At 63.0% G+C, this 25,094-nt stretch carries 21 protein-coding genes and 1 tRNA gene; 9 read left to right on the plus strand and 13 right to left on the minus strand.

The annotated features are described in order from the left end of the window. The first annotated feature begins 2 nt into the window (after nt 1-2). The 4 genes from BJ994_RS10225 (at nt 3) to BJ994_RS10240 (ending at nt 3,014) form a co-directional block, all read left to right on the plus strand. Nucleotides 3-497: a TrmH family RNA methyltransferase gene (locus BJ994_RS10225; RefSeq protein WP_167993819.1), complete on the plus strand. Its 495-nt coding sequence runs from the start codon at nt 3-5 to the stop codon at nt 495-497. Then, nucleotides 494-1,288: a methyltransferase domain-containing protein gene (locus BJ994_RS10230; RefSeq protein WP_167993821.1), complete on the plus strand. Its 795-nt coding sequence runs from the start codon at nt 494-496 to the stop codon at nt 1,286-1,288. Before BJ994_RS10225 ends, BJ994_RS10230 begins: the two co-directional genes overlap by 4 nt. A gap of 297 nt (nt 1,289-1,585) precedes the next feature. Further along, a complete protein-coding gene (sigK, locus tag BJ994_RS10235; protein ID WP_167993823.1) occupies nt 1,586-2,206 on the plus strand; it encodes an ECF RNA polymerase sigma factor SigK in 621 nt (206 codons plus the stop codon). 1 nt (nt 2,207) lies between these two features. Continuing rightward, complete coding sequence (locus tag BJ994_RS10240; protein ID WP_167993825.1) at nt 2,208-3,014, plus strand: anti-sigma factor; 807 nt, start codon at nt 2,208-2,210, stop codon at nt 3,012-3,014. Nucleotides 3,015-3,089: 75 nt separating this feature from the next. On the opposite strand, the gene BJ994_RS10245 is transcribed toward BJ994_RS10240, so the two are convergent. The 5 genes from BJ994_RS10245 to BJ994_RS10265 all read right to left on the minus strand — a co-directional run bounded on the left by BJ994_RS10245 (nt 3,090) and on the right by BJ994_RS10265 (nt 8,504). Further along, complete coding sequence (locus BJ994_RS10245; RefSeq protein WP_167993827.1) at nt 3,090-4,181, minus strand: IS630 family transposase; 1,092 nt, start codon at nt 4,179-4,181, stop codon at nt 3,090-3,092. 43 nt (nt 4,182-4,224) lie between these two features. Beyond that, a complete protein-coding gene (locus BJ994_RS10250) occupies nt 4,225-4,950 on the minus strand; it encodes a PIG-L deacetylase family protein (protein WP_342450352.1) in 726 nt (241 codons plus the stop codon). Between the two features lie 35 nt (nt 4,951-4,985). Then, entirely contained in the window at nt 4,986-5,933 is a 948-nt protein-coding gene (locus BJ994_RS10255) for an electron transfer flavoprotein subunit alpha/FixB family protein (protein WP_167993831.1), read from the minus strand. A 42-nt stretch (nt 5,934-5,975) separates the two neighbouring features. Beyond that, nucleotides 5,976-6,800, minus strand: coding sequence for an electron transfer flavoprotein subunit beta/FixA family protein (locus BJ994_RS10260; RefSeq protein WP_167993833.1), 825 nt, complete (start codon nt 6,798-6,800; stop codon nt 5,976-5,978). Between the two features lie 126 nt (nt 6,801-6,926). Beyond that, the gene (locus tag BJ994_RS10265) at nt 6,927-8,504 is read right to left on the minus strand and encodes a S1C family serine protease (RefSeq protein WP_167993835.1); all 1,578 of its coding nucleotides are present in this window, start codon (nt 8,502-8,504) and stop codon (nt 6,927-6,929) included. 297 nt (nt 8,505-8,801) lie between these two features. On the opposite strand from BJ994_RS10265, the gene BJ994_RS10270 reads away from it, so the two are divergent. Both BJ994_RS10270 and BJ994_RS10275 read left to right on the plus strand, forming a co-directional pair. Then, entirely contained in the window at nt 8,802-10,922 is a 2,121-nt protein-coding gene (locus tag BJ994_RS10270; protein WP_167993837.1) for a TPM domain-containing protein, read from the plus strand. 49 nt (nt 10,923-10,971) lie between these two features. Next, nucleotides 10,972-11,739 carry a PspA/IM30 family protein gene (locus BJ994_RS10275; protein ID WP_167993839.1) on the plus strand — a complete coding sequence of 256 codons (768 nt, stop codon included), beginning with the start codon at nt 10,972-10,974 and terminating at the stop codon, nt 11,737-11,739. On the opposite strand, the gene BJ994_RS10280 is transcribed toward BJ994_RS10275, so the two are convergent. Continuing rightward, complete coding sequence (locus BJ994_RS10280) at nt 11,736-11,873, minus strand: hypothetical protein (protein ID WP_167993841.1); 138 nt, start codon at nt 11,871-11,873, stop codon at nt 11,736-11,738. The genes BJ994_RS10275 and BJ994_RS10280 overlap by 4 nt on opposite strands. A gap of 25 nt (nt 11,874-11,898) precedes the next feature. Here BJ994_RS10280 and BJ994_RS10285 point away from each other — a divergent pair, with 25 nt between their 5' ends. Next, nucleotides 11,899-13,287, plus strand: coding sequence for a cryptochrome/photolyase family protein (locus BJ994_RS10285; protein ID WP_167993843.1), 1,389 nt, complete (start codon nt 11,899-11,901; stop codon nt 13,285-13,287). On the opposite strand, the gene BJ994_RS10290 is transcribed toward BJ994_RS10285, so the two are convergent. The 4 genes from BJ994_RS10290 to BJ994_RS10305 form a co-directional block, all read right to left on the minus strand. Beyond that, nucleotides 13,256-13,780 (minus strand): DUF6328 family protein, encoded by a 525-nt coding sequence (locus BJ994_RS10290; protein ID WP_167993845.1) that lies wholly within the window; start codon nt 13,778-13,780, stop codon nt 13,256-13,258. The genes BJ994_RS10285 and BJ994_RS10290 overlap by 32 nt on opposite strands. Before the next feature lie 123 nt (nt 13,781-13,903). After that, nucleotides 13,904-13,977, minus strand: a tRNA-Met gene (locus tag BJ994_RS10295). A 58-nt stretch (nt 13,978-14,035) separates the two neighbouring features. After that, nucleotides 14,036-16,993, minus strand: a complete 2,958-nt coding sequence (locus tag BJ994_RS10300) for a UPF0182 family membrane protein (protein ID WP_209066778.1) — start codon at nt 16,991-16,993, stop codon at nt 14,036-14,038. A 265-nt stretch (nt 16,994-17,258) separates the two neighbouring features. Then, nucleotides 17,259-18,371, minus strand: coding sequence for a YlbL family protein (locus tag BJ994_RS10305; protein ID WP_342450353.1), 1,113 nt, complete (start codon nt 18,369-18,371; stop codon nt 17,259-17,261). A 291-nt stretch (nt 18,372-18,662) separates the two neighbouring features. Between BJ994_RS10305 and BJ994_RS10310 the strand changes: the two genes are divergently transcribed. After that, nucleotides 18,663-20,144, plus strand: coding sequence for a zinc-dependent metalloprotease (locus BJ994_RS10310; protein ID WP_167993848.1), 1,482 nt, complete (start codon nt 18,663-18,665; stop codon nt 20,142-20,144). A gap of 21 nt (nt 20,145-20,165) precedes the next feature. Here BJ994_RS10310 and BJ994_RS10315 read toward each other — a convergent pair whose 3' ends face one another. The 3 genes from BJ994_RS10315 to nudC are packed head-to-tail and all read right to left on the minus strand — an operon-like array spanning nt 20,166 to nt 23,799. After that, complete coding sequence (locus BJ994_RS10315; RefSeq protein WP_167993850.1) at nt 20,166-20,705, minus strand: M48 metallopeptidase family protein; 540 nt, start codon at nt 20,703-20,705, stop codon at nt 20,166-20,168. A gap of 26 nt (nt 20,706-20,731) precedes the next feature. Further along, nucleotides 20,732-22,837 carry a UvrD-helicase domain-containing protein gene (locus tag BJ994_RS10320; protein ID WP_167993852.1) on the minus strand — a complete coding sequence of 702 codons (2,106 nt, stop codon included), beginning with the start codon at nt 22,835-22,837 and terminating at the stop codon, nt 20,732-20,734. Beyond that, a complete protein-coding gene (gene nudC / locus BJ994_RS10325; RefSeq protein WP_167993854.1) occupies nt 22,837-23,799 on the minus strand; it encodes an NAD(+) diphosphatase in 963 nt (320 codons plus the stop codon). Before nudC ends, BJ994_RS10320 begins: the two co-directional genes overlap by 1 nt. Before the next feature lie 133 nt (nt 23,800-23,932). Between nudC and BJ994_RS10330 the strand changes: the two genes are divergently transcribed. Beyond that, a complete protein-coding gene (locus BJ994_RS10330) occupies nt 23,933-25,084 on the plus strand; it encodes a phosphotransferase (RefSeq protein WP_167993856.1) in 1,152 nt (383 codons plus the stop codon). Nucleotides 25,085-25,094: the final 10 nt, after the last annotated feature.

The following is a 25,094-nucleotide window of genomic DNA, read 5'->3' on the forward strand; positions in this document are numbered from 1 at the left end:
CAGTGCTCCGCATCCTCTTCTATTCCCCTGAAATTCCGGGAAACACCGGCAACGCCATCCGGCTGGCCGCAGTCACAGGTGCGGAACTCCACTTGGTCGAACCCCTGGGTTTCGATCTGGACGACACCAAGCTTCGCCGGGCCGGTCTCGACTACCACGACCTCGCCGTCCTGACAGTCCACCCGAACCTCGAAACTGCCCTCGCGAAGTTGCAGCCTGCGCGTCTCTTCGCCTATACCGCTGAAGGCGAGAGAACCTACTCAGACATCCAGTACCGTCCGGACGACGTGCTGCTGTTCGGTCCTGAATCCATGGGACTTCCGGCGTCGGTCAAGTCTCACCGTGCAGTGACAGCGCGGGTACGCCTACCCATGCTGCCGTCCCGGCGCTCCCTGAATCTCGCCAATTCGGCATCAATCGTCGTCTACGAAGCTTGGCGCCAGCTGGGATTCGAAGGCGCACTCATCAAGCAGTCCAGCACGGAGGAAATCTCGTGAAGAACGTTGGTTCACTGTTCGACGACGGCGCCGAGCACTTCGAGCGCCTCGCACCGGCGCTCTGGAATCCCATGGGCAATGCTGTTGTCGCCGCAGCGGACATCCACACCGGCGAAAGAGTCCTCGACGCGTGTTGTGGAAGTGGTGCCAGCACCATTCCGGCGGCACAGCTGGTTGGTCCCGAAGGGCACGTCGACGCCATCGATCTGTCCGCGGAGCTCCTTGAGCTTGCTGCGGCCAAAGCCTCTGCGCTGAACCTGGAATCCGTCACCTTTGCGGAAGCCGACGTCTCCACCTGGACAGGAGAAGCCCCGTATGACGCCGTCCTGTGCTGCTACGGCCTCTTCTTCCTCTCAGACATGGCCGCCGGAGCCCGGAACCTCGCTGAGCAGCTACGCAGCGGGGGCCGCCTCGCCGTCAGCACGTGGCAGGAAGGCGCACACGAGCCGTTCGCGGCTCTCCTGAAAGAGGCTGCCTACGCCGAGCAGCCACAGTTGGCAGATGCTCCAGCGCCCAAACCAACACGCCAACTGGAACAGATCGCTTCCTCGGCGAAGCTCACGGAATTCCTCGATGCGTGTGGGTTCGCCTCCGTCGAAGTCCACAGCGCTCCCCAGCAACTCCCGCTCGATGCCGATCTTGCGTGGTCCCTTGTCCTGGGCAGTGGATACCGTTTTCTATTGCCGGAAGATCCCGACGGCCGCGAACGGGTCCGTGAACGTTTCATCGATTCCCTGGGCGAGAACTTCACGCTCAACGCAGATTCGCTCATTGCCGTAGCTACCCGCTAAGCATCTTCGGCATCGCGCCCATCCCCTGTAGCAACGGCTCCGAACTATAGGTGTCATCAGTCATCAGTGTTCGTCTGTAATGCCGACCACTGGTACTCAGTGCTTGAGGCGGAGGACCATTTGGTTCAACCGCCATCGGCTAGGGAACGGCGGTATCGAATGGACGGGGGGCAAGGCGGTGGAGTAATGCTGACTCGCACTTTGAAACCACGTGTCTTCAATAACCGTGTCCGCGGTACCCGTGTTCTGGACACACATGTTCTGGATAGTCATCCCGGAGCTTTATGCTTGAAACCTATGGATACGCCACGTGTGAGCCGGATAAGCCCCGCGAGACCGCACGCCCAGCAGACCGCCGGTGACCCAGTCGGATCTTCGGCAGCGCTCGCCGAACTGCTCGGACGGATCGCACGCCAGGACCGCAACGCCTTCGCGGAGTTCTACACACAGACGTCGCGCCGGGTATACGGGCTCGCCAGGCGGGTCCTGATAGATCCCGAACTGAGCGAGGACACCACGCAGGAGGTCTACCTGCAGGTCTGGAACATGGCTGACCGGTTCAACCCCGAGGCGGGGAGTCCGATGGCATGGCTGATGACCCTCGCTCACCGCAGGGCTGTAGACAAAGTCCGGTCGGAACAGAGCTCAAGCGAACGCGAAGCACGTTATGGCGCCGCCATGCAGGTTAAGGACCATGACGACGTCGTGGATACAGTCACGCAGCGCCTTGAGGCTGAAGCAGTAGTCGAGTGTCTCGAGACGCTGACGGAAACCCAGCAGGAATCCGTACGGCTGGCGTATTACGGTGGCCTGACCTACCGCGAGGTCGCCGAAAAGCTCGGAGTAGCGGTACCAACCATCAAATCGAGAATCAGGGATGGCCTGATTCGACTGAAAACCTGTTTGGGGGTGAACTGAGATGCAGGACAAGGATACGAACAAGCAGTTTGCAGATGATCTTCGGCAGGACCTGGCCAACGGCCTGGCCCTTGAGTGGGCTGAGATGTATGCCCTGGATGCTGTGAGCGAAGAGGAGCGCACCACACTCGAGGACTACGTCTCAGGATCCGCTCCCGAGGAACGCAAGGCGTTCAACGAACGAGTTCGGGCCGCGCAGGAGACCATAGCGAAGGCTTACGCCGTTGACGAGGCTGAACCGCCGGCTGATCTGCTTGGACGCATCATGAGCAGCATCCCGGGAGACCGGCAGGATCAACCCGTTCACAACACCCCGCCTGCCCCGGCAGACGACCTCTCCGCCAGAAGGGAAGCGCGACGCAAGCCCTCATCGGCGGGACGCTGGCTCGTAGCAGCGGCGGCCGCTGTCGTCGTAGCTGTCGGCGGTGTGACCGTTGCCCAGAATCTGCAGCCTTCGTCGGTTCAGGAGGAAGTGCTGCAGGCGGCGGACGTGCAGCGGAATCAGGTCCCGATCGAGGGTGGTGGAACCGCTGAACTCGCGTTCTCCACCTCCGAGGATGCCGCTGTCGTGACCCTCGACGGCGTTCCGGCCCCTCCCGCAGGCAAGGTCTACCAGATGTGGCGGCTGCCCGCGGACGGCACTCCCCCGGAGTCCCTTGGCACCATGACGGCCGAGGAAGTCACCCACACGGAAGTGCCTGTAGAAGGCATCAACGCATACAGCGGCCTTGCCATCACAGTCGAACCAGAGGGTGGTTCGGAAGCACCAACTCTACCGATGGTTGTGCAGATCCCGTTCAACGCCTGATCTGCGCCGCACGAAGATCTACGGAGCTGTTGGAGAGAGCCGCCCTCGCGGTCCTCTCCAACAGCTGCAACCGGTCTAGTGTCCTGCGCCGGTAGTTCGTTGCATTAGTCGGGATAGGGATTCCAGGATCTCGTCGGCGGTCTTGGTCCACACGTAGGGTTGCGGGTCCTCGTTCCAGGCTTTCACCCATTCCCTGAGGTCTTTTTCCAGTGCCTGCACGCTGCGGTGATCACTGCGTTGGAGTAGGTCCCGGGTGACTTCGGCGAACAGCCTCTCGACCTGGTTGATCCATGACGAATATGTCGGAGTGAAATGGATATGGAACCGGGGCTGCTTGTCCAGCCAGGTCTTGACCGTGGGGTGTTTATGCGTGCCGTAGTTGTCGCAGATGACGTGAATATCGAGATGGTCGGGGACTTCCTTGTCGATCTTGGTCAGGAACTTCCGGAACTCGATCGCCCGATGCTTCCGGTGCGTCGAGGCAATCACGGTCCCGTCAGCGACGTTCAGGGCCGCGAAGAGACTCGTGGTGCCGTGGCGGGCGTAGTCGTGGGTGCGTTTCTCTGGCATGCCCGGCATCATCGGAAACGCTGGCTGCGATCGGGAGAGTGCTTGGACCTGGGACTTCTCGTCGACGCTGAGCACGACTGCCGACTCGGGCGGGTTGAGGTAGAGACCGACGATGTCATAGACCTTCTCCACGAATAAAGGATCGTTGGAGAGCTTGAACCCATCAGCCCGGTGTGGTTTGAGGTCGAAGGCCTTCCAGATTCGCCCGATCGTCGATTTCGACAGTCCACTGCGTTCGGCCATCTTCGCTCGTGACCAATGCGTGGCGTTCTTCGGCGTGTGTTCCAGGGTGGACACCACGACGTCTTCGACCTGGTCGGCCGTGATCGTCGCGGGCCGTCCGGGGCGAGGTTCGTCAACGAGCCCATCCAACCGGTGCGCGATGAAACGCGACCGCCATTTCGCGACCGTGGGCGAGGTGACCCCGAGCGCTGCAGCAGCATCCTTGTTCGTCTTGCCCTCACTGCAGGACAGGACAATACGCGAGCGCAAAGCCAGCGCCTGTGATGATTTGGCTCGACGGGCCCACCGGGTCAGGGTCTGGCGTTCATCATCCGTCAGTGTCAGTTCGGCTTTGGGGCGACCGGTTCGTGGCATACCCCATTCTACAACTTATAGAACGAATTTAAGGCGCATGACACTAGAAGCCCGCAATAGTCGCGTCGGTATTGACCGGAACTACCTGGAAGACCTCGGCGCTCCGCCCTTGCCTGAGCCCACCGCGCTCCGCATTTGCGCTCAGGAAGGCGCGGACGGCCCGGTCCATACGATCGATGTCCGGATGCTGGCTCGCGTGGAAGTGGAGCGCGCGCATCTTGTCCTCCACGTGTTCAGTGACATCGACGAAGTGGTTTTCCAGCTGTGTAGGTCCACCGAAGAACCACAACCAGGGAACGCGATAAGCGTCGAGCCCCTTCGCGGCCAACTCCGGAAACGCGTATTGGTTTTCCACGGCGGGATAGATCGCGCGGGTCACCGCCTCCCCGCACGCCAGATGGTCCGGATGGCTCTTCTGGATCCGCTCCCAGTTCCGTTCCGGGTGCATCGAGAGAACTATCTGCGGGCGTTCACGCCGGATCAGCTCCACGACACTCGCCACCAGTTCCTCGGTAGGCTCCAGGTAACCGTCCCGGTGCCCGAGAAAATGGACCGTCTCCACGCCGACCAGACCGGCAGCTGAGCGCTGTTCCTGGCGGCGTCGTTCCACGATGTCCGGCCGGTGCTCGTCCGAGAAACCCCCGGCGTCACCATCGGTCATGATGCAGTACTGAACATCGACGCCGGACGCCGTCCACGTCGCGATTGTCCCGGCCGCCCCGAAGTCGATGTCATCCGGATGCGCCACGAAACAGAGCACTCGGCTCACCTGGCCGAAATCTGGTGCGGGAGGGCGACCCACTCCTAGCCCTTGCGCTTCCGGATCTCTTCGGTTGCCTGCGGGAGCACCGTGGACAGGTCACCCACAATGCCGAAGTCCGCGATCTCGAAGACAGGGGCGTCGGCGTCCTTGTTCACCGCAACGATCACCTTGGCCGTCTGCATACCTGACTTCTGCTGGATGGCACCGGAGATACCCGCAGAGATGTACAGCCGCGGGGAGACGGTCTTGCCGGTTTGCCCAACCTGCGCGGCATGCTCGATCCAGCCAGCGTCCGTTGCCGCCCGGGAGGCCCCCACTGCGCCGCCCAGTACATCGGCGAGGTCCTCGATGGGGCCGAAGTTTCCATCGACTCCACGCCCACCGGCTACCACTACCTGCGCTTCGTCGAGGGTGGGGCGCCCACTGGCGGCCTTCTCGATCCGGCTGGTGATGCGGGCGGCTGCCGCTGGAACATCGACGTCGACTGTGTGCGTTTCGGGAACGCAGCCTTCCGGGGCCGGCTGAACCTCCACACTGTTGGCCTTCACCGTAACGATGGGTGTTCCGCTGGTAACGGTCGCCTGTACGGTGTATGAACCTGCAAAAACGGACTTCGTGACCTGAAAATCCTCACTGACGGCCACAGCATCCGTGATGACGCCGGAGGCGAGCCGAATTCCTGTCCGCGCAGCGATCTCCTTGGCCTCGAACGTGTTACCGAGAAGAATGGCGGCGGCCTGGGTTGCCGAAGCCGCGGCGGACAGGAAGGCAGCCTTGCCTGCAACCAGCAGTTCATCGAGTCCCGGCGTGGAGGGCTGGTACACACTGCTCACGCCGAATGTGCCGAGTTCCTCGGCCACCGCAGGCGAAAGTTCGCCAATGAACGCGGCTGCGGGTGTGCCGAGGATGCGTGCGAGAGTCAGCAGCTCGCGATCCGTCTTGTGCAGCGAATCACCTGGATTATCGATATAGACAAGGACTGTTGCCATGGCAGGCTCCTTAAAAAGTTGATGATCGCTCGGAAGCTACGGCTAGAGCAGCTTCTGCTCAGCGAGGAAGTCGACCAGACGGAGGCCCGCATCTCCCTCGTCGGTGATGATGGTTCCCTGCGTCCGGGGAGGTCTCGGCTGTGCGTCCTCGACCCGCGTCCATGACCCCTCCAGCCCCACCTGCGAAGCGTCCAAGCCGATGTCGGCCAGGGAGAGTGTGCATACGGATTTCTTCTTGGCAGCCATGATTGCCTTGAAATTCGGGTAGCGCGGTTCGTTGATCTGATCGGTTACCGACACCACGGCGGGGAGGCTGCATTCCACTGTCTCGGCGTAGTTGTCGCTTTCGCGCCGCGCGCTGAGCCGCCAGGCGCCGTCGTCGTCGCCTATCTCAAGGCTCGAGGCGAAGGTGACCTGGGGAAGCTCCAGCAGCTCTGCGAGCTGCGCCGGCACCAGCGAGGTTTCGCCGTCGGTAGAGGCCATGCCGGTAAGGACAATATCGACGTCGCCGAGATGACGTACGACGGCTGCGAGCGCGCGCGAGGTGCCGGAGGCATCGGAGCCGGCAAGGGCGTCATCGGTGAGGTGGACGCCGTCATGTGCGCCTATCTGCAGCGCTTTCTTGACAGCATTCACGGCCGCGGCGGGTCCCATGGTGATAGCAGTAACCCGGTGGCCGGCGGCCTCGCCGCCATGCGCCTCGATGACCTGCAGCGCCGCTTCGAGTGCATATTCATCCAGCTCGGAAAGGATGCTTTCGGAGCGGTCGGTGCTGTGGTCACTGCCCTGCAGATGACGGTCGAACTGGGTGTCCGGCACGTGCTTCACCAGTACCGCGATCTTGAGCGCTGATTTCGTCTCGTCCATTGCTGCCTTTCCATGCGGCTACTAGCTGCCGCACACAAGCTAACCACAAGGGAAAGCGGAATACCGCAGCTATATGACGAAGAAGCAGCCCGCCACAAGGACGGGCTGCTTCTCTCGAACTTCCGGTCAGGCGGGTGAGCGGCCAACCGTTACATTGAGGGTCAGCGCTTCACTGCCGCGCAGCAGTTCCACCTGGGTTGATTCTCCCTCGGCAAGCATGCGCACCGCGGCGGTAAGGGCCTGCGGGTCCTCGATCCCCAGTTCACCTACCTTGGTGATGACATCACCCTCCTGCAGTCCTGCAACTTGGGCCGGGCTGTCCGGTTCCACTGACTGCACCTCGGCCCCGACTGAGAACGTACTCGCGCCTTCGGCATTGCCTGAGGCAGCTGGCCCCACACTGACTCCGAGGAAGCCGTGCGTAGCCTCGCCGCTAGCGATGATCTCCTCAGCGACACGTTGCGCGTAGTTGATCGGGATGGAGAATCCGACGCCGATGTTGCCTGCGCTCTCGCCTGATCCTGCAGAGGCGATCGCGACATTCACGCCGATGATCTGCCCTTGGGAGTCAACGAGCGCCCCACCCGAATTGCCCTGATTGATTGCGGCGTCCGTCTGAATGACATTCAGGTAGATCGAGCCCTGGGTCCCCTGCTGCGGAGCCTCGGAGCCATCCGGCGGCAGGAAGTTGAATCCGTCTCCGGGAGCCTGTTCGGGCTCATCGGCCTGCTGTTCGGGCACAGCTGAGGACTGCACGCTGATGGTCCGGTTGAGTGTGGAGATGATTCCGTCCGTAACGGTGCCGCTGAGCCCCAGCGGCGCACCAATCGCGATAGCGACGTCACCGACATTCAGCTCGGAGGAATCCGCCAGGGTTGCGGGTTGCAGGTCTGGTGCGTCGATCTTGATCACGGCCAGGTCGGAGAGTGGATCGGTACCCACCACCTCAGCCTGGAATACCCGGCCGTCGTTGGTCCTCACTTCGACCGCCGGGTCGGCCACCTGCCCGCCGAGGGTCACCACGTGGGTGTTGGTCAGGATATGGCCCTCAGCGTCGAGAATTATTCCCGAACCGGAACCACCGGACTGCCCACCGCTCACTGAGATGGTGACCACGCTGGGTGAAGCCTTCGCGGCCGCGCCCGTGATCTCATTTACGCTTCCGGTGTCGTTGACAACAACGGACTGCGGCTGTGCGGTCCCGGTGTTCCCGACACCATTACCTGTATCCAGCAGCGCGTCGGTCCCAGCCACCACTGACCCGCCCAGTAGGCCGGCAACCAGCATTCCGGTAACGAAGGTCCCGGCGCCGACACGCTTCTTCTCCCGGCGCTTGTACACGGGGGTCTCGGGTTGGGCGTAGGCGTCATACCCGAACGAAGCGCCGTAGGACTGCTGCTCCGCGGGCGTTGCGTGGGCAGTGGGGTACGCCTGAGTTTCGTGCTGTTCTGGCGTACCCCGCTGCTGCGCGTGGACGCCGTCGCTGGCATCGGTTGTGTCCGCTGGTGCTCCCTCGGCGGGGAGGTCCGCCGGTGCGCCTTCGGCGGGGCGGTCCGCTGGTGTGCTTTCAGTGGGCGATCCTGCTGCCGCATGTTCGGCGGCCTGCCGTTCTTCTTCAGCTCGTTCCTCGGCCGCGCGCTGCGTCGGCGGGTTCTGCGGGCGGGGAGGAAGCGGTCCGTTATAGCCGGCGTTGTTCTCGGTCATCGGTTGTCCTTTCACTGATGCTCCCTGAAACTATGCCAAGCCAAACTGGAGTCTCGGCCAACGTTCCCTGTATGCCTGCTGTGAACAAGCCGAACGCCGGAGCACGTCCATTCATTGTGTCCCATTCACCCGGCCCGTAAAATGCGAACCGGTTTCGCTGGAGGCATACCCGATTCGGTGGACGGCCTACTGGGAGGGCCATAGAATCGCAGTGAGGCGAAGCGGGGGATGTAGCCTGGATGCACCGTGCTTCGCCGGTTCCCGGAGCGCCCGGCGGACACTCCTGAAGGGTCGTGAATGAAGTCGAGCACCACACGTATCTCATCCGCTGCGGGTCTCGGGGCCCTTCTCATGATGAGTCCGCTGGCGGTGCCGGCTGCGTATGCAGTCGATCCCGTGGACTTCAACTCCGACACCGTCATTGATCAGGCAGACGTCCTCGACGACAGCGAGCAGCAGCAGGTTGAGCAGGCCATCGCCGAGTTGGAGAGCCAGCACGGCTACACGCTGCACGTCGCGTATGTGGACTCATTCACAAATCCTTCCGACGGTGAAGCGTGGGCGCAGCAGGCCGCCGTGACCAGCGACTTAGGGCCACGCGACGCGATCATGGTAGTCGGATTCGAGCAGGAGCAGGCAGGGCTGATCGGGTCCGGTTCAACGCCCATAGGCGAACGTGACGAAGAGATTTATGGGTCGGTGATCGCCCCCGAGATTCAGGCGGGTAACTGGGACGGCGCGGCCATCGCCGCAACCACCGGAATTGCAGAAGTGCTCGACGGCGGTACCGTCGGATCAGCGGGCAACACGAACGACGACGGAGGCGGAGTGGGCGCTATTCTCTTCATAGGTGCATTACTGGTACTCGCCGGAATGGGCGGTTACTTCTACCTCCGTTCCAAGACCCGGAAGCAGAACAACAACCAGCAACTGCAACAGCGGCCCGCCGAGATGGACTTCGGTCCCGGGCGTGATGCCAACGGAGAGGTACTCGACCCCCTCGCATCCGTTAGTGTCGAGGACCTGCGAAAGCGGGCAGGAAGCCTTTTGATCGCTGCCGACGACGCCATCAAGTCCAGCGAACAGGAACTCGGATTCGCCCAGGCCCAGTACGGCGACGATTCGGTGAAACCCTTCGCCGAAGACATCGCAGCCGCAAAAGCCCACATGAGCGAATCCTTCAAGCTCCAGCAGCAACTCGACGACCACATCCCCGACACCGAAGAGGATCAACGCAAGTGGCTCGGCGACATCATTCGCCGATGCGAGTCAGTGAATGCAAGCCTCCAGGAACACAAGACCGATTTCGATGCCCTCCGTAAACTCGAACGCAATGCCCCGCAAGCTCTCCGAGACGCCCAGAACGCGGCCAGCGACGTCAGTGCGCGCGTAGCGGCCGCCGAGGCCGCGCTGAGGCAACTGCAGGACCGCTACGCTCCTTCAGCAACCGCCCAGGTGGAGGACAACGTCGACCAGGCTCGTGACCGGCTGCAGTTCGTCGACAACGCAGCGTCCAAGGCCCAGGAGCACCTCTCTGAAGGCAACACCAGCGCCGCCGTCGTCGCCGTCCGGGCTACGGAGGAAGGCGTGCATCAGACAAAGGTCCTGCTGGAAGCGATCGATCGCCGCGCCGCGGAGCTCTCCGATGCCGAGCGCGAAATGGAACAGGCGGTCTCCGATACCGCGCAGGATCTCGCCCAGGCCCAGGCAATGGTTTCCGCAGGATCCAACCCGGAGCTTGCAGGACCGGCGGCAGGAACCGCCGCTGCACTCGATGGCGTGAAACGGGAGATCGCGTCCGGAAAGATCGACCCAGTTGCTCTACTGCAGCGAGTCGAGTCCGCACACAATCAGCTCGACGCGGCGCTGGGCGGCGTACGGGACCAGGCTGACCAGACCCGTCGTGCACGCGAAAGCCTGCAGCACACCATCATGGCGGCCCAATCACGGATTTCAGGAACCGCTGACTACATCCGTGCCCGCCGCGGCGGCGTGGGCAGTGAGGCAAGGACCCGGCTGGCCGAAGCGGAACGAAACCTCGACTACGCACTCCAGATCCAAACCGATGATCCCGTCACTGCGCTCTCCCACGCGCAACAGGCACTTGCACTCGCCGAACAGGCCGGCCAAATTGCTCAGCAGGACGTGGAGGGATTTGGGGGCCGCATGGGCGGCTTCGGTGGCGGCGGCATGTTCGGCGGCGGAGGAAACGGGATGGGCGGGGCGCTGCTCGGAGGCATCCTGATCGGGTCCATCCTCAACGGTGGAGGCCACGGCGGCGGATTCTTCGGCGGAGGCGGAGGGGACTTCGGCGGAGGCGGCGGCGACGGCGGGATGTTCGGCGGCGGCGGATTCGGCGGATTCGACGCCGGCGGCGGAGGCTTCGGCGACTTCGGCGGTGGTTTCGGTGATTTCTAGGCGAGCCCAACAAGGCAGTGAAATACTCAGGCAGATCGAAAGGTAACCCATGGTAAAGCAATCAATTTTCGGACGTATGGCAACTCTTGCGAAGGCGAACATCAACGCCCTTCTGGATCAGGCGGAGGACCCGCAAAAGATGCTGGACCAAATGGTGCGCGATTACGCAAACAGCATCGCCGAAGCGGAAAGCGCGGTGGCCCAGACCATCGGGAACCTGCGCATGCTCCAGGAGGATTACAACGAGGATCGCGAGAACTCGCAGAACTGGGGCAACAAAGCGCTCGCGGCGTCCAAGAAGGCGGACGAGTACCGTGCTTCCGGAGATACCGCTGACGCAGAGAAGTTCGACAACCTGGCCAAGGTAGCCATCCAGCGACAGATCACCGCTGAGAATGAGGCAAAGGGCGCCGAACCGACCATCGCGTCGCAGACGGAGATCGTCGAGAAGCTCAAGACTGGCCTGAACCAGATGAAGGGCAAGCTCAACGAGCTCACCAGCAAGCGCGATGAGCTCATCGCCCGATCCCGCACCGCCGCCGCGCAGCAGCAGGTACATGACGCCATGAAGAGCATCGACTTCATGGATCCCACCAGCGAAGTTGGCCGCTTCGAGGAGAAGATCAGGCGCGAGGAGGCCCGCGTGCTCGGCCAGTCCGAGCTGGCGAATTCAAGCCTCGACGCTCAGTTCGAGAGCCTCGAGGATCTCGGGGAGCAGACCGAGATCGAAGCTCGCCTTGCAGCGCTGAAGTCAGGCAGTTCCGGCAGCAGTACACCCACCGCGATCGAACAAGGCGAGGAAACACCCAAGTACTAACCCACTTCCTCACGGACGACGGCGGCTCCCGACGGGCCGTCGTCGTCCTTTGTTGTTTCTAGGACGCCCGGCGCATGATGCCTCGACGGGTAGCGCTTACCTGGGTCCCACACCTCCCAGACGCTCGGCGTCACACCTCGCCGGGTACGCTTAGGCGCTATGGCGTTGACTATGGTGTGGCTCCGGGATGACCTACGTGTTGCAGACAATCCGGCGCTGCTCGCGGCCGCGGAGCGCGGAGACGTTGTGGTCTGCTATCTCCTGGATGAAGAGAGCGAAGGACTGAGACCCCTCGGTGGAGCGTCCCGCTGGTGGCTGCATCATTCACTTTCCTCGTTGGGCGATTCACTCGAAGCCCTCGGTATTCCACTCGTGTTACGTGCGGGCAGGTCCGAAGACGTCATCGAGCAACTTGTTCAGGAGTCAGGCGCAGATGCCGTTTTCTGGAACCGCCGTTATGGCTACGCCGAGCGCACCATTGACGCAGGGATCAAAGCGTCCTTGACCGAAGCAGGAGTGGAAGTCCACAGCTTCCAGGCGAATCTGCTCCACGAGCCCTGGACGATCGTTACGGGTAGCGGCCAGCCCTACAGGGTTTTCACGCCCTTCTGGAACGCCTGCAGGAGCGCTTCCGAGCCGCGACCACCACTTCCCGCACCACACATTCTAGGAGGTCCGCAGCTCACATCTGAAAGCTTTAAAGAGTGGGGCTTCTTGCCCACGAAACCGGACTGGGCCGGTGGGCTACGTGAAGCGTGGACTCCCGGGGAACCTACCGGTCAACGACTCCTTGCTGAATTCCTCGACGGCACCATCAGCGGTTACGCCGACGCCCGCGAGCTGCCGAACGTCGAAGGAACCAGCCGGTTGTCCCCACATCTGAGATTCGGTGAAGTCAGCCCGTTTCAGGTGTGGCACTCAGCCGAGCACAGCCGAAATCCGGCCATTTCCCGCGATGTCACAGTGTTCGGCAACGAGATAGGCTGGCGCGAATTCTGCTGGCAATTGCAGTACCACAATCCAAATCTGGCGACCGAGAACTACCGGCCACAGTTCAACGCCTTCCCGTGGCATGAACCCGCCCCTGAGGAATTGGACGCCTGGCGTTACGGTCGGACGGGGTATCCCCTGATTGACGCCGGCATGCGTCAGCTCTGGCACACCGGCTGGATGCATAACCGGGTGCGCATGGCGGTTGCGTCTTTCCTCGTCAAGAACATGATGGTGGACTGGCGAATCGGTGAACAATGGTTCTGGGACACCCTCGTTGACGCCGATCCGGCAAATAACGCCGCCAATTGGCAATGGGTAGCCGGCTCGGGCGCAGACGCCGCACCGTACTTCCGCATCTTCAACCCGGTTACCCAGAGCAAGAAGTTCGACGCCGACGGCGGTTACCTCCGCAGGTGGGTACCTGAGCTACGCGCCGCCGAGAACGTGCACGAGCCCTGGAAGGGCGACGCGGACGGCTACCCCGCTCGCCTGGTCGACCTGAAGGAGTCCCGTGCACAGGCCCTCACGGCTTACCGTGAGCTGCGTTCCCGTTAGCCCCGTTCACGGAACGGCGCTTCAGGAACTCGGGAAGCGCCACCCACAGTCCTGCAATGAGAACAGCCAAACCGATAGCCGTCAGTGTGCCTGCAGTCCGGTTCAGCACAATGTCGAAAATGAGCCCGGTGATCCCGATCAGCACGAATGCCACAAGTACCAGAGTGACCCGAAGGATGCGGTCCGCGTTGCGTACCAGAACCGCTTTGATACGAAGCCGGAAGAAGGTGCGGTGCATGACCACCGTGCCCAGCAGAAGAGCCGTAATGAGCGCGGAGAGGACAACCAGTATGAGATAGGTGGTCAACTGGAACGAATCGAGTTCACTGAACCGTGACTGAAACGGGAGGGTAAGAAGGAAACCGGTCAGGATCTGGATGCCGGTCTGGAGAACGCGCAGCTCCTGAAGGAGTTCCAGCCAGTTGCGGTCCACCCTCTGCAATGCGGTTTCACCACGCTCATCATCGCCGCCGACGGCACCCTGTTCAATCATGGATTCAGTGTAGGTGAGGCGGCGCTGCGCAGAGATTACATGGCCACTTGAAGATTGGCCGGGACGAACATGCCGGAATGCAAAAAGTCCCGGAGAGAAACCTCTCCGGGACTTTCCTTTACGTTGCGGGGGCAAGATTTGAACTTGCGACCTCTGGGTTATGAGCCCAGCGAGCTACCGAACTGCTCCACCCCGCGGCGGTGATACCTACGTTACCCGCCGCGGGATGGGATCACAAATCGAGCCCTTGACGGCCTATTCGGTAGGCTCGCCGCCTGCTTCTGAAAGGCGGGTTTCGGCGTCGAGCGCGCGCTGGAGAGCCTGGTCGAGCCGCTCCTGCGCTTCGCCGTACGCTGCGAAATCGCCTTCAGCCAGCGCTGCCTGCCCCTCCTGGATTGCCGCGTTTGCATCCTCAAGCGCCGCCCGCAGGTCCGCGGCGGGATCGCCCGTACCTGGATCTGCAGGAGGCGTAGGCTCACCCGTGGGTTCCTCAGTCGGTTCCCCTGTGGGTTCCTCTCCGGCAGGGGGCGCCGCCGGATCATCCGGAGTTTCGCCGACGTTCTCGCTATCGCCGGTCTCGGCACCCGAATCGCCCTGGAACACCTGATCCAACGCCTCAGCGAGGGTGGGCGCGAAGCCAACCTGTTCACCGAAGCTCACGAGTACGCGACGAAGGACAGGGAAAGACGAGTCACCCGAGGACTGGACAAATACCGGCTGCACATAAGCGATGCCGCCACCGATGGGGAGAGTCAGCAGGTTACCGCTGATCACCTCGGAGGCGCCCTGACGCAGCAGGTTCAGCTCCTGCGAGACGTTGGTATCGGAGTTGAAGAGGTTTGCTGCCTGGCCCGGACCGACGGCGGAGTCCTCACCGGAGGTATCGAGCAACCGCAAGGTGCCGTACGTCTCGGCCTTCACACCGTCCTCACCGGTCCCGGCATCTCCATCGGCAGCCAAAAAGCCGTACAGGATGTTCCGTGCCTGCTGCCCCTCGGGGACAAAGGGAATGAATGGCGTGGTCAGCGAGAAGCTTGCCGATTCCTGCTCGGGCATCTGGAGCGAGAGGTAGAACGGGGGCTGCTTGACCTCCTGCTCCTCCTCCTCAAGCGTTGGATCAACCGGGACTGTCCACGCCTCGCTGTTGTTGAAGAATGGCAAGGTTTCGGTCACGTGATACCGGGCCAGCAACTCGCGCTGGACCTTGAAGAGATCCTCCGGGTAACGCACGTGCGCCATCAAATCGGCCGACATTTCGCTGTACGGCTTCAGGGACGTGGGGTAGACCTTCTGCCACGCCTTGAGGATGGGGTCCTGATCGTCCCAGGCGTAAAGATCCACCGACCCGTCGTAGGCGTCGACTGTGGCCTTGACGGCATTGCGGATGTAGTTGACCTGCTCAGCGGGCAGTGCGGTGGCAACGCCCTCTGCAGTCAGCGAATCGACGGTCGCGGATTGAAGCTCCTGCTGCGTCGAATATGGGTACTCAGTGGTGGTGGTGTAACCCTCAATGATCCACTTCACTCGTCCATCAACGATGGCTGGATAGCTATTGCTGTCGAGTGTCAGATACGGAGCGATCTTCTCGACACGATCAACGGGGTCACGGTCGTAAAGGATCTGCGATTCCGAGTTCACCTGGTCTGATAGCAACAGGTCCGTGGACTGGAACTTCAGTGCATACACCAGTCGATTGAAGAAGTTGCCGATCCGCGGCCCGCCATCCCCCTGGAAGGTACTGCGTGCCTCTTGGGTGGCACCTTCGGTCTCCGGCCGGTCGATCTCCTGCGGCGCTGCACCTTCCGGAGCACCCACGATCGAGTACTCGGGGGACTCATCCCCGAAGTAGATTCGCGGCTCGTAGGTACTCTCGTCGCCCAGGACACCCGTGGTTGGGATACCAGATTGGATGAATTCAGGCCGTCCATCCGGCTGCACCGTGGACCCAGCTGCGGCAACTACGCCGTAGCCGTGCGTGTAGAACACGTGCTCGTTGACCCAGCCGTCGGGCACACCCGCCGTGTTGAGTTCACGGACGGCAATGACGGTGTCCTCCACCTCCCCATCGATCTCGTAGCGGTCTACGTTGAGGATCTCCGGAAACTGGTAATACTGGCGGAACTGCTGCAACTGGCTGAATGCGTCGCTCACCAGGTTCGGGTCGAGCAGCCGAATGTTCGCAGTGGTCTCGCCGTCCGCGTTCAACGCGCCTTCCTGGGGAACTTCTTCGACGGGGTAATTATTGACCTGAACATCGTCGAGACCGTAGGCGGCGCGGGTCATCGTAATGTTGCTCTCGATGTACTGCTCCTCACGAGCGAACTCGTTGGGCTCCACCTGGACCCGCTGGATTATCCACGGGTACACGCCGCCGGCAAGGATGGCAGTGATGACCAGCATTGCGGTCCCGATGACCGGGAGCCGCCAGCGGCCGATCACGGCGGAGACGATAAACAGTACGGCGACGATGACGGCGGCCGCAGCAAGGATCGCCTTCGTTGGAATCACCGCGTTCACATCGGTATAGAGGGCTCCTGTCCAATTGCCATCGCTGCTGGTGACAGTGGCGTACCGATCGAGCCAGTAGTTCACTCCCTGCAGGATCAGGAACAGTGCTGCGAGGACCGCAATCTGTGTCCGCGCCGCACGACTGGTGAACAGCCCCTTCTCCTCGAGTCGGATACCGCCGTACAAGTAGTGCGTGAGGATGGCGGCAATACCGCTGATCACCACGATGCTGATGAGGAATCCAAGAAGGAAGCCGAGGAACGGCAAGGTGAAGACATAGAAGCCGATGTCCAGTCCGAACTCGGGGTCCACTTCTCCGAACGGCTCCGCGTTGAAGAAGAGGAGCATGGTTTCCCACTGCGAAGAAGCAGCGGTCCCGGCGAATGCGCCGAGAACAATCGGGATGCCGATCATCAGGAGCTTGCGGATCGGCTCGAGCTGGGCCTGGTAGCGGTTCAGGTTGTCCTGGACGTTGCTGTCCGGCGCATAAATGGGCCGGGAGCGGTACGCAATCCGCAGACTGAAGTAGACGCTCGCTCCCATGATCAGGAAGGCCGCGACAAACAAGCCGATCCGTGAGAGGTTCTCCGTCACGAAAACCTCGAGGAACCCCAACTGGTTGTACCAGAGCACGTCTGCATACACCTGGGAGAAATACACGAATGCAACGACGAGCAGACCGAGCACGATCAGGGTGGGGACCAAAGGTCCGCGTCGCCGGTTTGGGGAGGAACTCGATTGGCTAGGCCTGCTGCTGAAGGGCCGGTCTGGTCCGGATGTCACTATTACCTCATCGTTGGCTGTACGGAGTCACGCTGCGTGGGCATATGGATGCGCCCTCAAGCGCAACCCCCATCGTTCTTCATTCTGCCTTGTCCACGTCTGGGCGGGCCAATTCGGTTCCGGCCCAGGGGCAGCGAGGCGCGATCGACACTGAATCGTGTCCTAATTCAGGAAAGGAAGCGAAACATCAGCTCTCGCAGGATGCAAGCTGGGCGCCGTCGTCGTTCTCTGCCCCCAGGGTGCGGACAGCGTCCACCGCATCATCGAGGGTCTGCACGCGCACCACGCGCAGGCCGTCGGGTACGTGGCCGACAACCTCTTCGCAATTCGCAGCCGGTGCCAGGAAAACCTCGGCTCCGGCGTCGCGCGCGCCGATGAGTTTCTGGCGGATTCCACCAATGGGGCCCACGTTGCCCGACGAGTCGATGGTTCCGGTTCCGGCGAAGTGCTCCCCACCGGTCAGCTCCCCCTCGGTGAGCTTGTCCACGATGCCCAGCGCGAACATCATGCCCGCTGACGGGCCACCGACGTTGTTCAGCGCGACGTCGACGTCGAAGGGGAACTGGAACTCGGACATCAGGAACACGCCGAGTTGGTAGTCGCCGGTCTCCGACTCGATCGGTGTGACTGTCTCGATAACCTCCCCGCCTTCACGCAGGACCGTGATTTCGACGCTCTCCCCGCCGGCTGCGTTGAGCGCGTCCTTCAACGGCTCCAATGACTCGATCGGCTCGCCATTGATGGCTACCAGCACGTCCCCCTCCTGCAGGATGCCCTCCGACGCAGAATCCTGTGCCAGCCCGACAACTGACAGCGTTTCTTCATAGGGAACTTCAAGGTGCGAGAGGGCGGCAGCGACGGCCGACTCCTGCGACGAGGTCATGGCCGCAGCGTTGCGCTCCTCGATATCGGATTCGGAAACATCCGGCGGGTAGACCAGTTCACGGGGAGTTACCGCCTGTGCAGGATCTGCCCACGCGCGAAACGCGTCGAAGATACTGACCGGCTGTCCGGGACTGCCCGATACGAACACCGTTGTCAGGTCCAGACCTCCGCTGGTCGGGTAGGTTTCGCGCCCGTCCACGCTGATCAACGGCTCCGAGTCAATCTGGCCGATGGTGTTGAACGTCGGGCCCGGAGATTCGATGACATACGGCGCCGGCAATGTCACCGCTGCCACGCCCAACCCCGCCGCGAGTAGACCAGACGCCCACATCACCGTGAAGCGGGGATCACGTTTCCGGGGGCCGTGGTCAGGCTGGATCGTGTCCTGGGAAAGCGGCTGGGTCAAGAGTGTCACCTTTGGAATAGGAGCGAACCCGTTACCGGCGTGCGGCAGCAGGGCATCACAAGTCAAGCGTACAAGCCGCGGCGCAGGTTCCCGGGTGGGAATGTGCGCGGACAGTACCTCTTGCCCCGTTGGGCTTTGCCTAGAGCGAACTGAAGTGCGGGGCGCGGGACAACACCGAACGCTGACGGTAACGTGTGAGTCCCGACCGACTTTGAGCTCCGGGTATCCGCGAACTTCGCCCGGACCGTCTTCCCAATCACCCCTGAACCGCACCATTTACACCTAGGACCGGTGGTATCGATGAGTTCCAACCCGTCGAACAACGACGACGACACCCCCAAGGATCCCCTCTCCGAGATGCTGGAGCGGCTCATGGGCGGCAACATGCAGGGCATGGATCCGAAGGAGATCGCGAAGGCGGCCGGCCTGCCGAACGATCCCCAGACCATGGCCATGATGATGCAGCAGGTCCAGGCAATGTTCTCCGCCCAGTCGGAAGGCCCGGTGAACTGGACCCTTGCCCGCGAACAGGCCAGGCGGGCAGCTGCCACAGGCGGGGATCCCTCCGTCAGCAGCAAGGAACAGCGGGAAGTTGATGACGCCCTGCGCCTCGCCGAGATGTGGCTGGATCCCGTCACGGACTTTCCGGCGACTGCCCTGCTCGGCCGTGCATGGTCCCGCGCCGAGTGGGTGGAAGCAACAATGGGAACCTGGCAACGCCTCACGGAGCCGGTCGCCACGAGTATCGCCCTCGCCCTCTCCAACGCCATCACCGAGCAGATGCCCGAAGAGATGAAAACCATGATGGGCGGCGCCGCGTCGATGCTGCAGAACATGGGCGGAGCGATGTTCGGAATGCAGCTCGGGCAGGCTGTCGGAGCCCTGTCCCGCGATGTCGTCAGTTCTACGGACATCGGCATCCCGCTGGCCGAAAACAGCATGGCCCTGTTGCCAGCCAACGTTGCCTCGTTCGGCGAAGGCCTGGACATTCCGGACGAAGATATCCGGCTCTTCCTGGCCACGCGGGAGGCAGCGCACGTGCGTCTGTTCACCCACGTGCCATGGCTGACCGGCCACCTGCTGGGTGCGATCGAAAGCTTCGCTCGAGGTATCCACATTGATATGTCGAAGATTGAGGATGTCGCAAGGGACATCGACCCGTCCAACCCCGAGTCCGTGCAGGCGGCCCTGTCCCAGGGGGTATTCATGCCTGAGCGCACGCCCGCGCAGGATGCTGCACTTGCCCGGCTGGAGACCACGCTCGCCCTGGTCGAGGGCTGGGTGGATGAGCTCACTGCGGCAGCCACCGTCAACCTCCCCTCCTCCGTTTCCCTCCGCGAAATGGTACGACGACGGCGGGCCACCGGCGGGCCGGCGGAAAACGCCTTCGCCTCCCTCGTTGGCCTGGAATTGCGGCCCCGCCGGCTGCGGGACGCGGCCGCGCTGTGGGAACAGCTCCTCGGGGAACGCGGGATTGCCGGACGCGACGCGATCTGGCAACACCCTGATCTTCTCCCCACCCCCGAGGACCTCGACGACCCGGCTGGCTTCAGCAAGCGGCGCCAACTCGCGGAATCGGCAGACGCCGACGTCGATGCCGCTCTGCAGAAGCTACTCGACGGCGGGTTCGACTCACCAGCCGGTTCCTCCCAAAATGAGCCGGGAACCGCCGGGCCAGATGGCGGCGATGCCAGCCCCAACGGTGAGGATTCAGCACCCGACACCGGTTCCGAAGACGGGGACGAGGACCAGCCGAAGAACGACGACGGCCCGCGCAGCTAGTGGTTATTCCCGGCCACGGCCCTAACGGCCGCTCAGGCCGTGGTCGGCGGCGAAGGCTGCGCCCTGCAGGAACGCCTTCGCGGTTTCGGTGTGCGGGTACGCCTTGAGTAGTGCCCAGAACCGGCTGTTATGCGATGGTTCGATCAGATGCGCCATCTCGTGAAGGATGACGTAGTCAACAACCCATTCGGGCATGCCCTGCAGCTTGTGGGAGAGTCTGATGGCGCGGGCGACGGGCGTTGCCGAACCCCAGCGTGAATTCTGGTTAGTGACCCACCGGATGCTGTCCGGGAGGCCCTTACCGGCGAGGTAGCGGGTAGACAGTTCTGCGGCACGGACGGTCAACGCCGACTCTGATTCCGCGGGACGCACCGATTTTGCGTGCAGCTTCGCGACCATGCGCTCGACCCACTGCTGCTCCTGCCGGCGCGTAAACGTTGCGGGAATGGACACCACAGCGACACCGTCCCGCAGATCTACGCTGACGGTGCGTCGCCGACGGGCAGAACGCCGAACCTCAACAGGAAACCGGTTGCGCTGGTTCGAGATTTCATCGCTCATGGGTTCCGACCCGCGTTTGCTGACGTTCAGTTTTGATCGCCGAGGACATCCAGCACCGACTCTCCGTAACGCTCGAGCTTGGCTGGCCCGACACCAGCGAGTTCGGCCAGCTTCGTCAGCGAGTCAGGGCGCGCTTCGGCGATGGCGACGAGGGTGGCGTCGGTGAATACGACGAACGCAGGGACGTCGGCCTCACGCGCTGCCTGCAGACGCCACGAACGCAGGGCTTCGAAGGTCTCCTCGCTGTAGTTCGCCGGACAATCCTGGCAGCGGCCGATCTTCCGCTCGGCACCGGTTCCCAGCACTTTTCCGCAGGATCGGCAGTGCGCGGGAGCGGCCACTTTTCGCTGACGCTTCGCCGCAGGCTCCCGGAACGTCCGCCTGCCTTCCGTTTCGGGGCGCAGACCGTCGAGGAACCGTGAAGGCTTCCGGGATGCACGGCCGCCCGGTGTCCGGGACGTAGACCAGGAAAGGGCCAGGTGTTTCCGTGCCCGCGTGATTCCGACGTAGAGCAGCCGCCGTTCCTCATCGACGGCGTCCGGTGTGTCCGCGAAGGATATGGGCATGAGCCCTTCGCTGAGCCCCACCAGAAACACCGCGTCCCATTCAAGGCCCTTCGCCGAATGCAACGAAGCGAGCGTGACACCCTGCACCGTCGGAGCGTGCTGAGCGGCCGCCCGTTCCTCCAGCTCCGCCACGAAATCCTGCAGGGTGAAGCCCTGCTCTGAACGCGCTGACTGCAGTTCGTCCGCAAGGGAAACCAGCGCGGCCAACGATTCCCACTTTTCCCGGACAGCGCCGGAACTCTGCGGCGCTTCACGGGTATAGCCCAACGAGGCCAGGACATCGCGCACCAACTGGGGGACGTCGTCGTCGTTCGCTGTGCGGGCCGCCGCGCGAAGCTGAAGGAGGCTGTCCCGAACCTCACGACGGGCGAAGAACCTCTCCCCACCCCGAAGCTGGTAACCGATCCCCGCTGCGGCGAGCGCCTGCTCGTACGCTTCTGACTGGCCGTTGGTCCGGTACAGCACCGCGATTTCGCTGGCGAGCACTCCTTCGTTGAGCAGGACGCTGATGCGCCGGGCAACATCGGCGGCCTCGGCTTCGTCATCACTGCATTCGGTGAAGGTGGGCGCCGGGCCCGCGGGGCGCTGTGCGATGAGCTGGAGCGGAGTTGCCCAGGTGCCGCGGTTTCCACGGCGTTCTCCCTCCGCCGTGCGTGCGGCAAGCAGCGAGTTCGCCAGATGGACGACCTGCGGTGTCGAACGGTAGTCGCGCACCAGTTTGATGACCTGCGCCTGCCGGTGCCGGGCGGTGAATTCGAGCAGGTGGGTGCTCGTTGCTCCGGTGAAGGAGTAGATGGTCTGGCTCGCGTCCCCCACCACGCACAGCTCCTCCCGCTCCCCCAGCCACAGGTCAAGGAGCCGCTGCTGGAGGGGTGAAACGTCCTGGTACTCGTCCACCACGAAGTGCCGGTATTGCGACCGGACCGTTGCCGCAACCTTCTCGTCCTCCTGGAGGATGCCCACAGTAATCAGCAGCACGTCCTCGAAGTCGATCACGTTGCGGTCCACCTTGAGGTCCTCATAGGCAGCGAACAGGCGGGTCACCGTGGTTGGATCCATGCCGGCCGGCTCGGCGCGACCGACAGCGGCTTCAGCATACGTATCGGGCGTGAGCATCGACACCTTTGCCCATTCGATCTCCGCCGCCAGGTCGCGGATGCTCGCCCGGTCGGTGCTGAGGCGCAATCGCCGGGACGCCTCCGCAATGAGCTGTGCCTTGTGGTCCACGAGGGCCGGGAGGGAGCCACCCACCGCCTGCGGCCAGAAGTACTGCAATTGCCGAAGGGCTGCGGCATGGAAGGTCCGGGCCTGTACGCCTTGCGCTCCGAGATCCCGCAGCCGGGTTCGCATCTCCGCCGCCGCCCGCGCTGTGAAAGTCACTGCAAGTACTTGCTGCGGCTTGTACACCCCGCTGTGCACGCCGTAGGCGATGCGGTGGGTGATGGCGCGCGTCTTGCCGGTTCCGGCTCCCGCGAGCACGCACAACGGTCCGGTCAGCTGTGACGCGACGGCCCGCTGTTCATCGTCCAACCCGGACAGAATCTGTTCCTCGACCGAACTCTCCACTACGGCCTCCCGGCGGCAGGCTCTTCATCCAGCGGACCGCCGTACCAATGCTCGATCAAAGCCCGCGCAATGGATGCCCCTGAGGCAATCGAGATGCGTTCCGCCTTCACCTGCTCAAAGATCTCGGCCCTGCTGAACCAGCGCACGTCCTTGATTTCGACGCCGTCCGGAACCGGCTCCGCGTGCGCAGCTTTGGCGGTGAAACCCAGCATCAGGGACGCCGGGAACGGCCAGGGCTGCGAACCCAGGTACTGCGGTGAGTGCACTACGATCCCGGATTCTTCCTCCACCTCCCGGATAACCGCGGCTTCCAGCGATTCCCCCGGTTCGACGAAACCCGCGAGGGTGGAATACCTGTTGTCCGGCCACGCCGTTGACGAGCCGAGCAGTAACCGGTCTTCCTCATCAGTCACCGTCACGATGATCGCCGGATCTGTTCGGGGGTAGTGCAGGCTCTCGTCCGCCGGACACCGGCGCACCCACCCACCTTCCGTGGGTTCAGTGCGCTGGCCGCAGCGCGGACAGTGGGTGTGGTTGGCGTGCCAGTTCGAAATTGCGACTGCTTCGACCAGGAGCCCGGCTTCCTGGGTTACCAGCACTGAAGCCGCCGTGCGCAACCCCAGCCAGCTGTCCTCCGGTGCAATGGAGGCCTGCGGACTCTGATGCTCGACGAGAACGATGTGGGTTCCTGCCGGAACCTCAGGGTCAGCTTCGACGGTGCTTCCAAGGTAGATCGGATTCGCCGGACGCTCCACCTCCGCTGCACTTTGCAGCAGCAACCGGTTCTCACGCACGGCGGCGCGCTGGTCCGCCAAGTGGAGAACACGGGTTTCCGGTTGCTCCCACAGCCGGTCGAAAAGCTCGGGAGCCATCCGCAGCGCCGACCCGCGGTCGGCTGTCCCCCGCGCCAAAGGCAGGGATCCGAGGGGTGGAAGGCTGGAGATGCCTACTGCTTGGCTCATGGTTCTACGGTACGATCCCGCGCCCCCAAAAAGACATTCGGAGGATCGATCTGGAGGAATAGTGGGACGCGAGCGGCGACTCGCCGTCGTCGTACCTTCGAGGCGACGGGTCAGCGCCCTTACGGTTGAGAGTGTGAAACGATCTCCGATGGAACTCGCCGCCCTTGCGAGTGCGGCCGTGCCCGGGCTGGCCCCAACCGGCGTCTCAGGCGCCCCCGACGACCCCGCGGATTTCGAGTCGGCGCTGCTGGTCGACGAGGCCGGAAAGCAGTGGCGCGTGCGCGCGCCCCGGCATGCCGAGGCAAGCATGCGCCTTGAGACAGAACTTCAGGTTCTGCGCGCCTTCACCCCCGCGGTCCGCGCCGAGATTCCGTTCCTCATTCCGCACGTCGCGGGCACCGTGCGTCTGGGTGACTTACGGACATTCGTGTACTCGCATATCGAAGGATCAACCCGGTCACTGGAGGAGCTCACTGCCGGCGGGAAGGACCTGGCCGTTGAAGTCGGCCGTGCGATCGCCGCCATCCATGAACTGCCACGGACCCTGGTCAGCGAGGCAGACCTTCCCGGCTATGAAGCCAACGAGGTTCGGCAGCGCCGACTCAACGAGCTCGACCAGGCTGCGACCACGGGACGGATTCCGTCTGATCTGCTGCGCCGGTGGGAGCATGCCCTTGAGGACGTGACGCTCTGGCGGTTCAATCCGACGGTAGTGCATGGGGACCTCCACGAAGACAACCTGCTGTTCTCCGCGGGACGGGTCTGCGCCGTTACGGGCTGGACCGATTTGACGGTGGCAGACCCCGCAGACGATTTCGCGTGGCTCGCTGCAGCGCACGACGCCGATTTCGCCGACCGCGTCCATGCCGCCTACCTGGCGGCGCGCTCGGATGCGGCAGATGAGCATCTGCTGCGCCGCGCCGCGCTGGCGGCGGAATTTGCGCTGGCCCAGTGGATGGTCCGCGGCCTCGCCCTCGATGACCACACCATGGTGGCTGAGGCGGAAGACATGATGCATTCACTTTCGGCCGACCTTGCAGCAGAGGAGGCGGCCGCGTCGGAAGCCTTGGCGGAGTCTGACATGGACACCCCGGCAGGATTCGGATATGAGCCCGACGCTGAGTCCGACTCCGACTCCGGCCATGCGCAGCAAGACGACGACGATCCACGCACTGGCAGCGCAGGGGACGGAGACATTCCGGAGAGCGCCGATACGACGCATTCCGGAGCGGCTCACCATGACAGCACCGAGACCTCAGCCCTGCCCGTGGTGCGCCAGCCCTGAGCGATTACGA

Origin of the sequence: Arthrobacter pigmenti (genome assembly GCF_011927905.1) — a bacterium.
Taxonomy (GTDB): domain Bacteria; phylum Actinomycetota; class Actinomycetes; order Actinomycetales; family Micrococcaceae; genus Arthrobacter_D; species Arthrobacter_D pigmenti.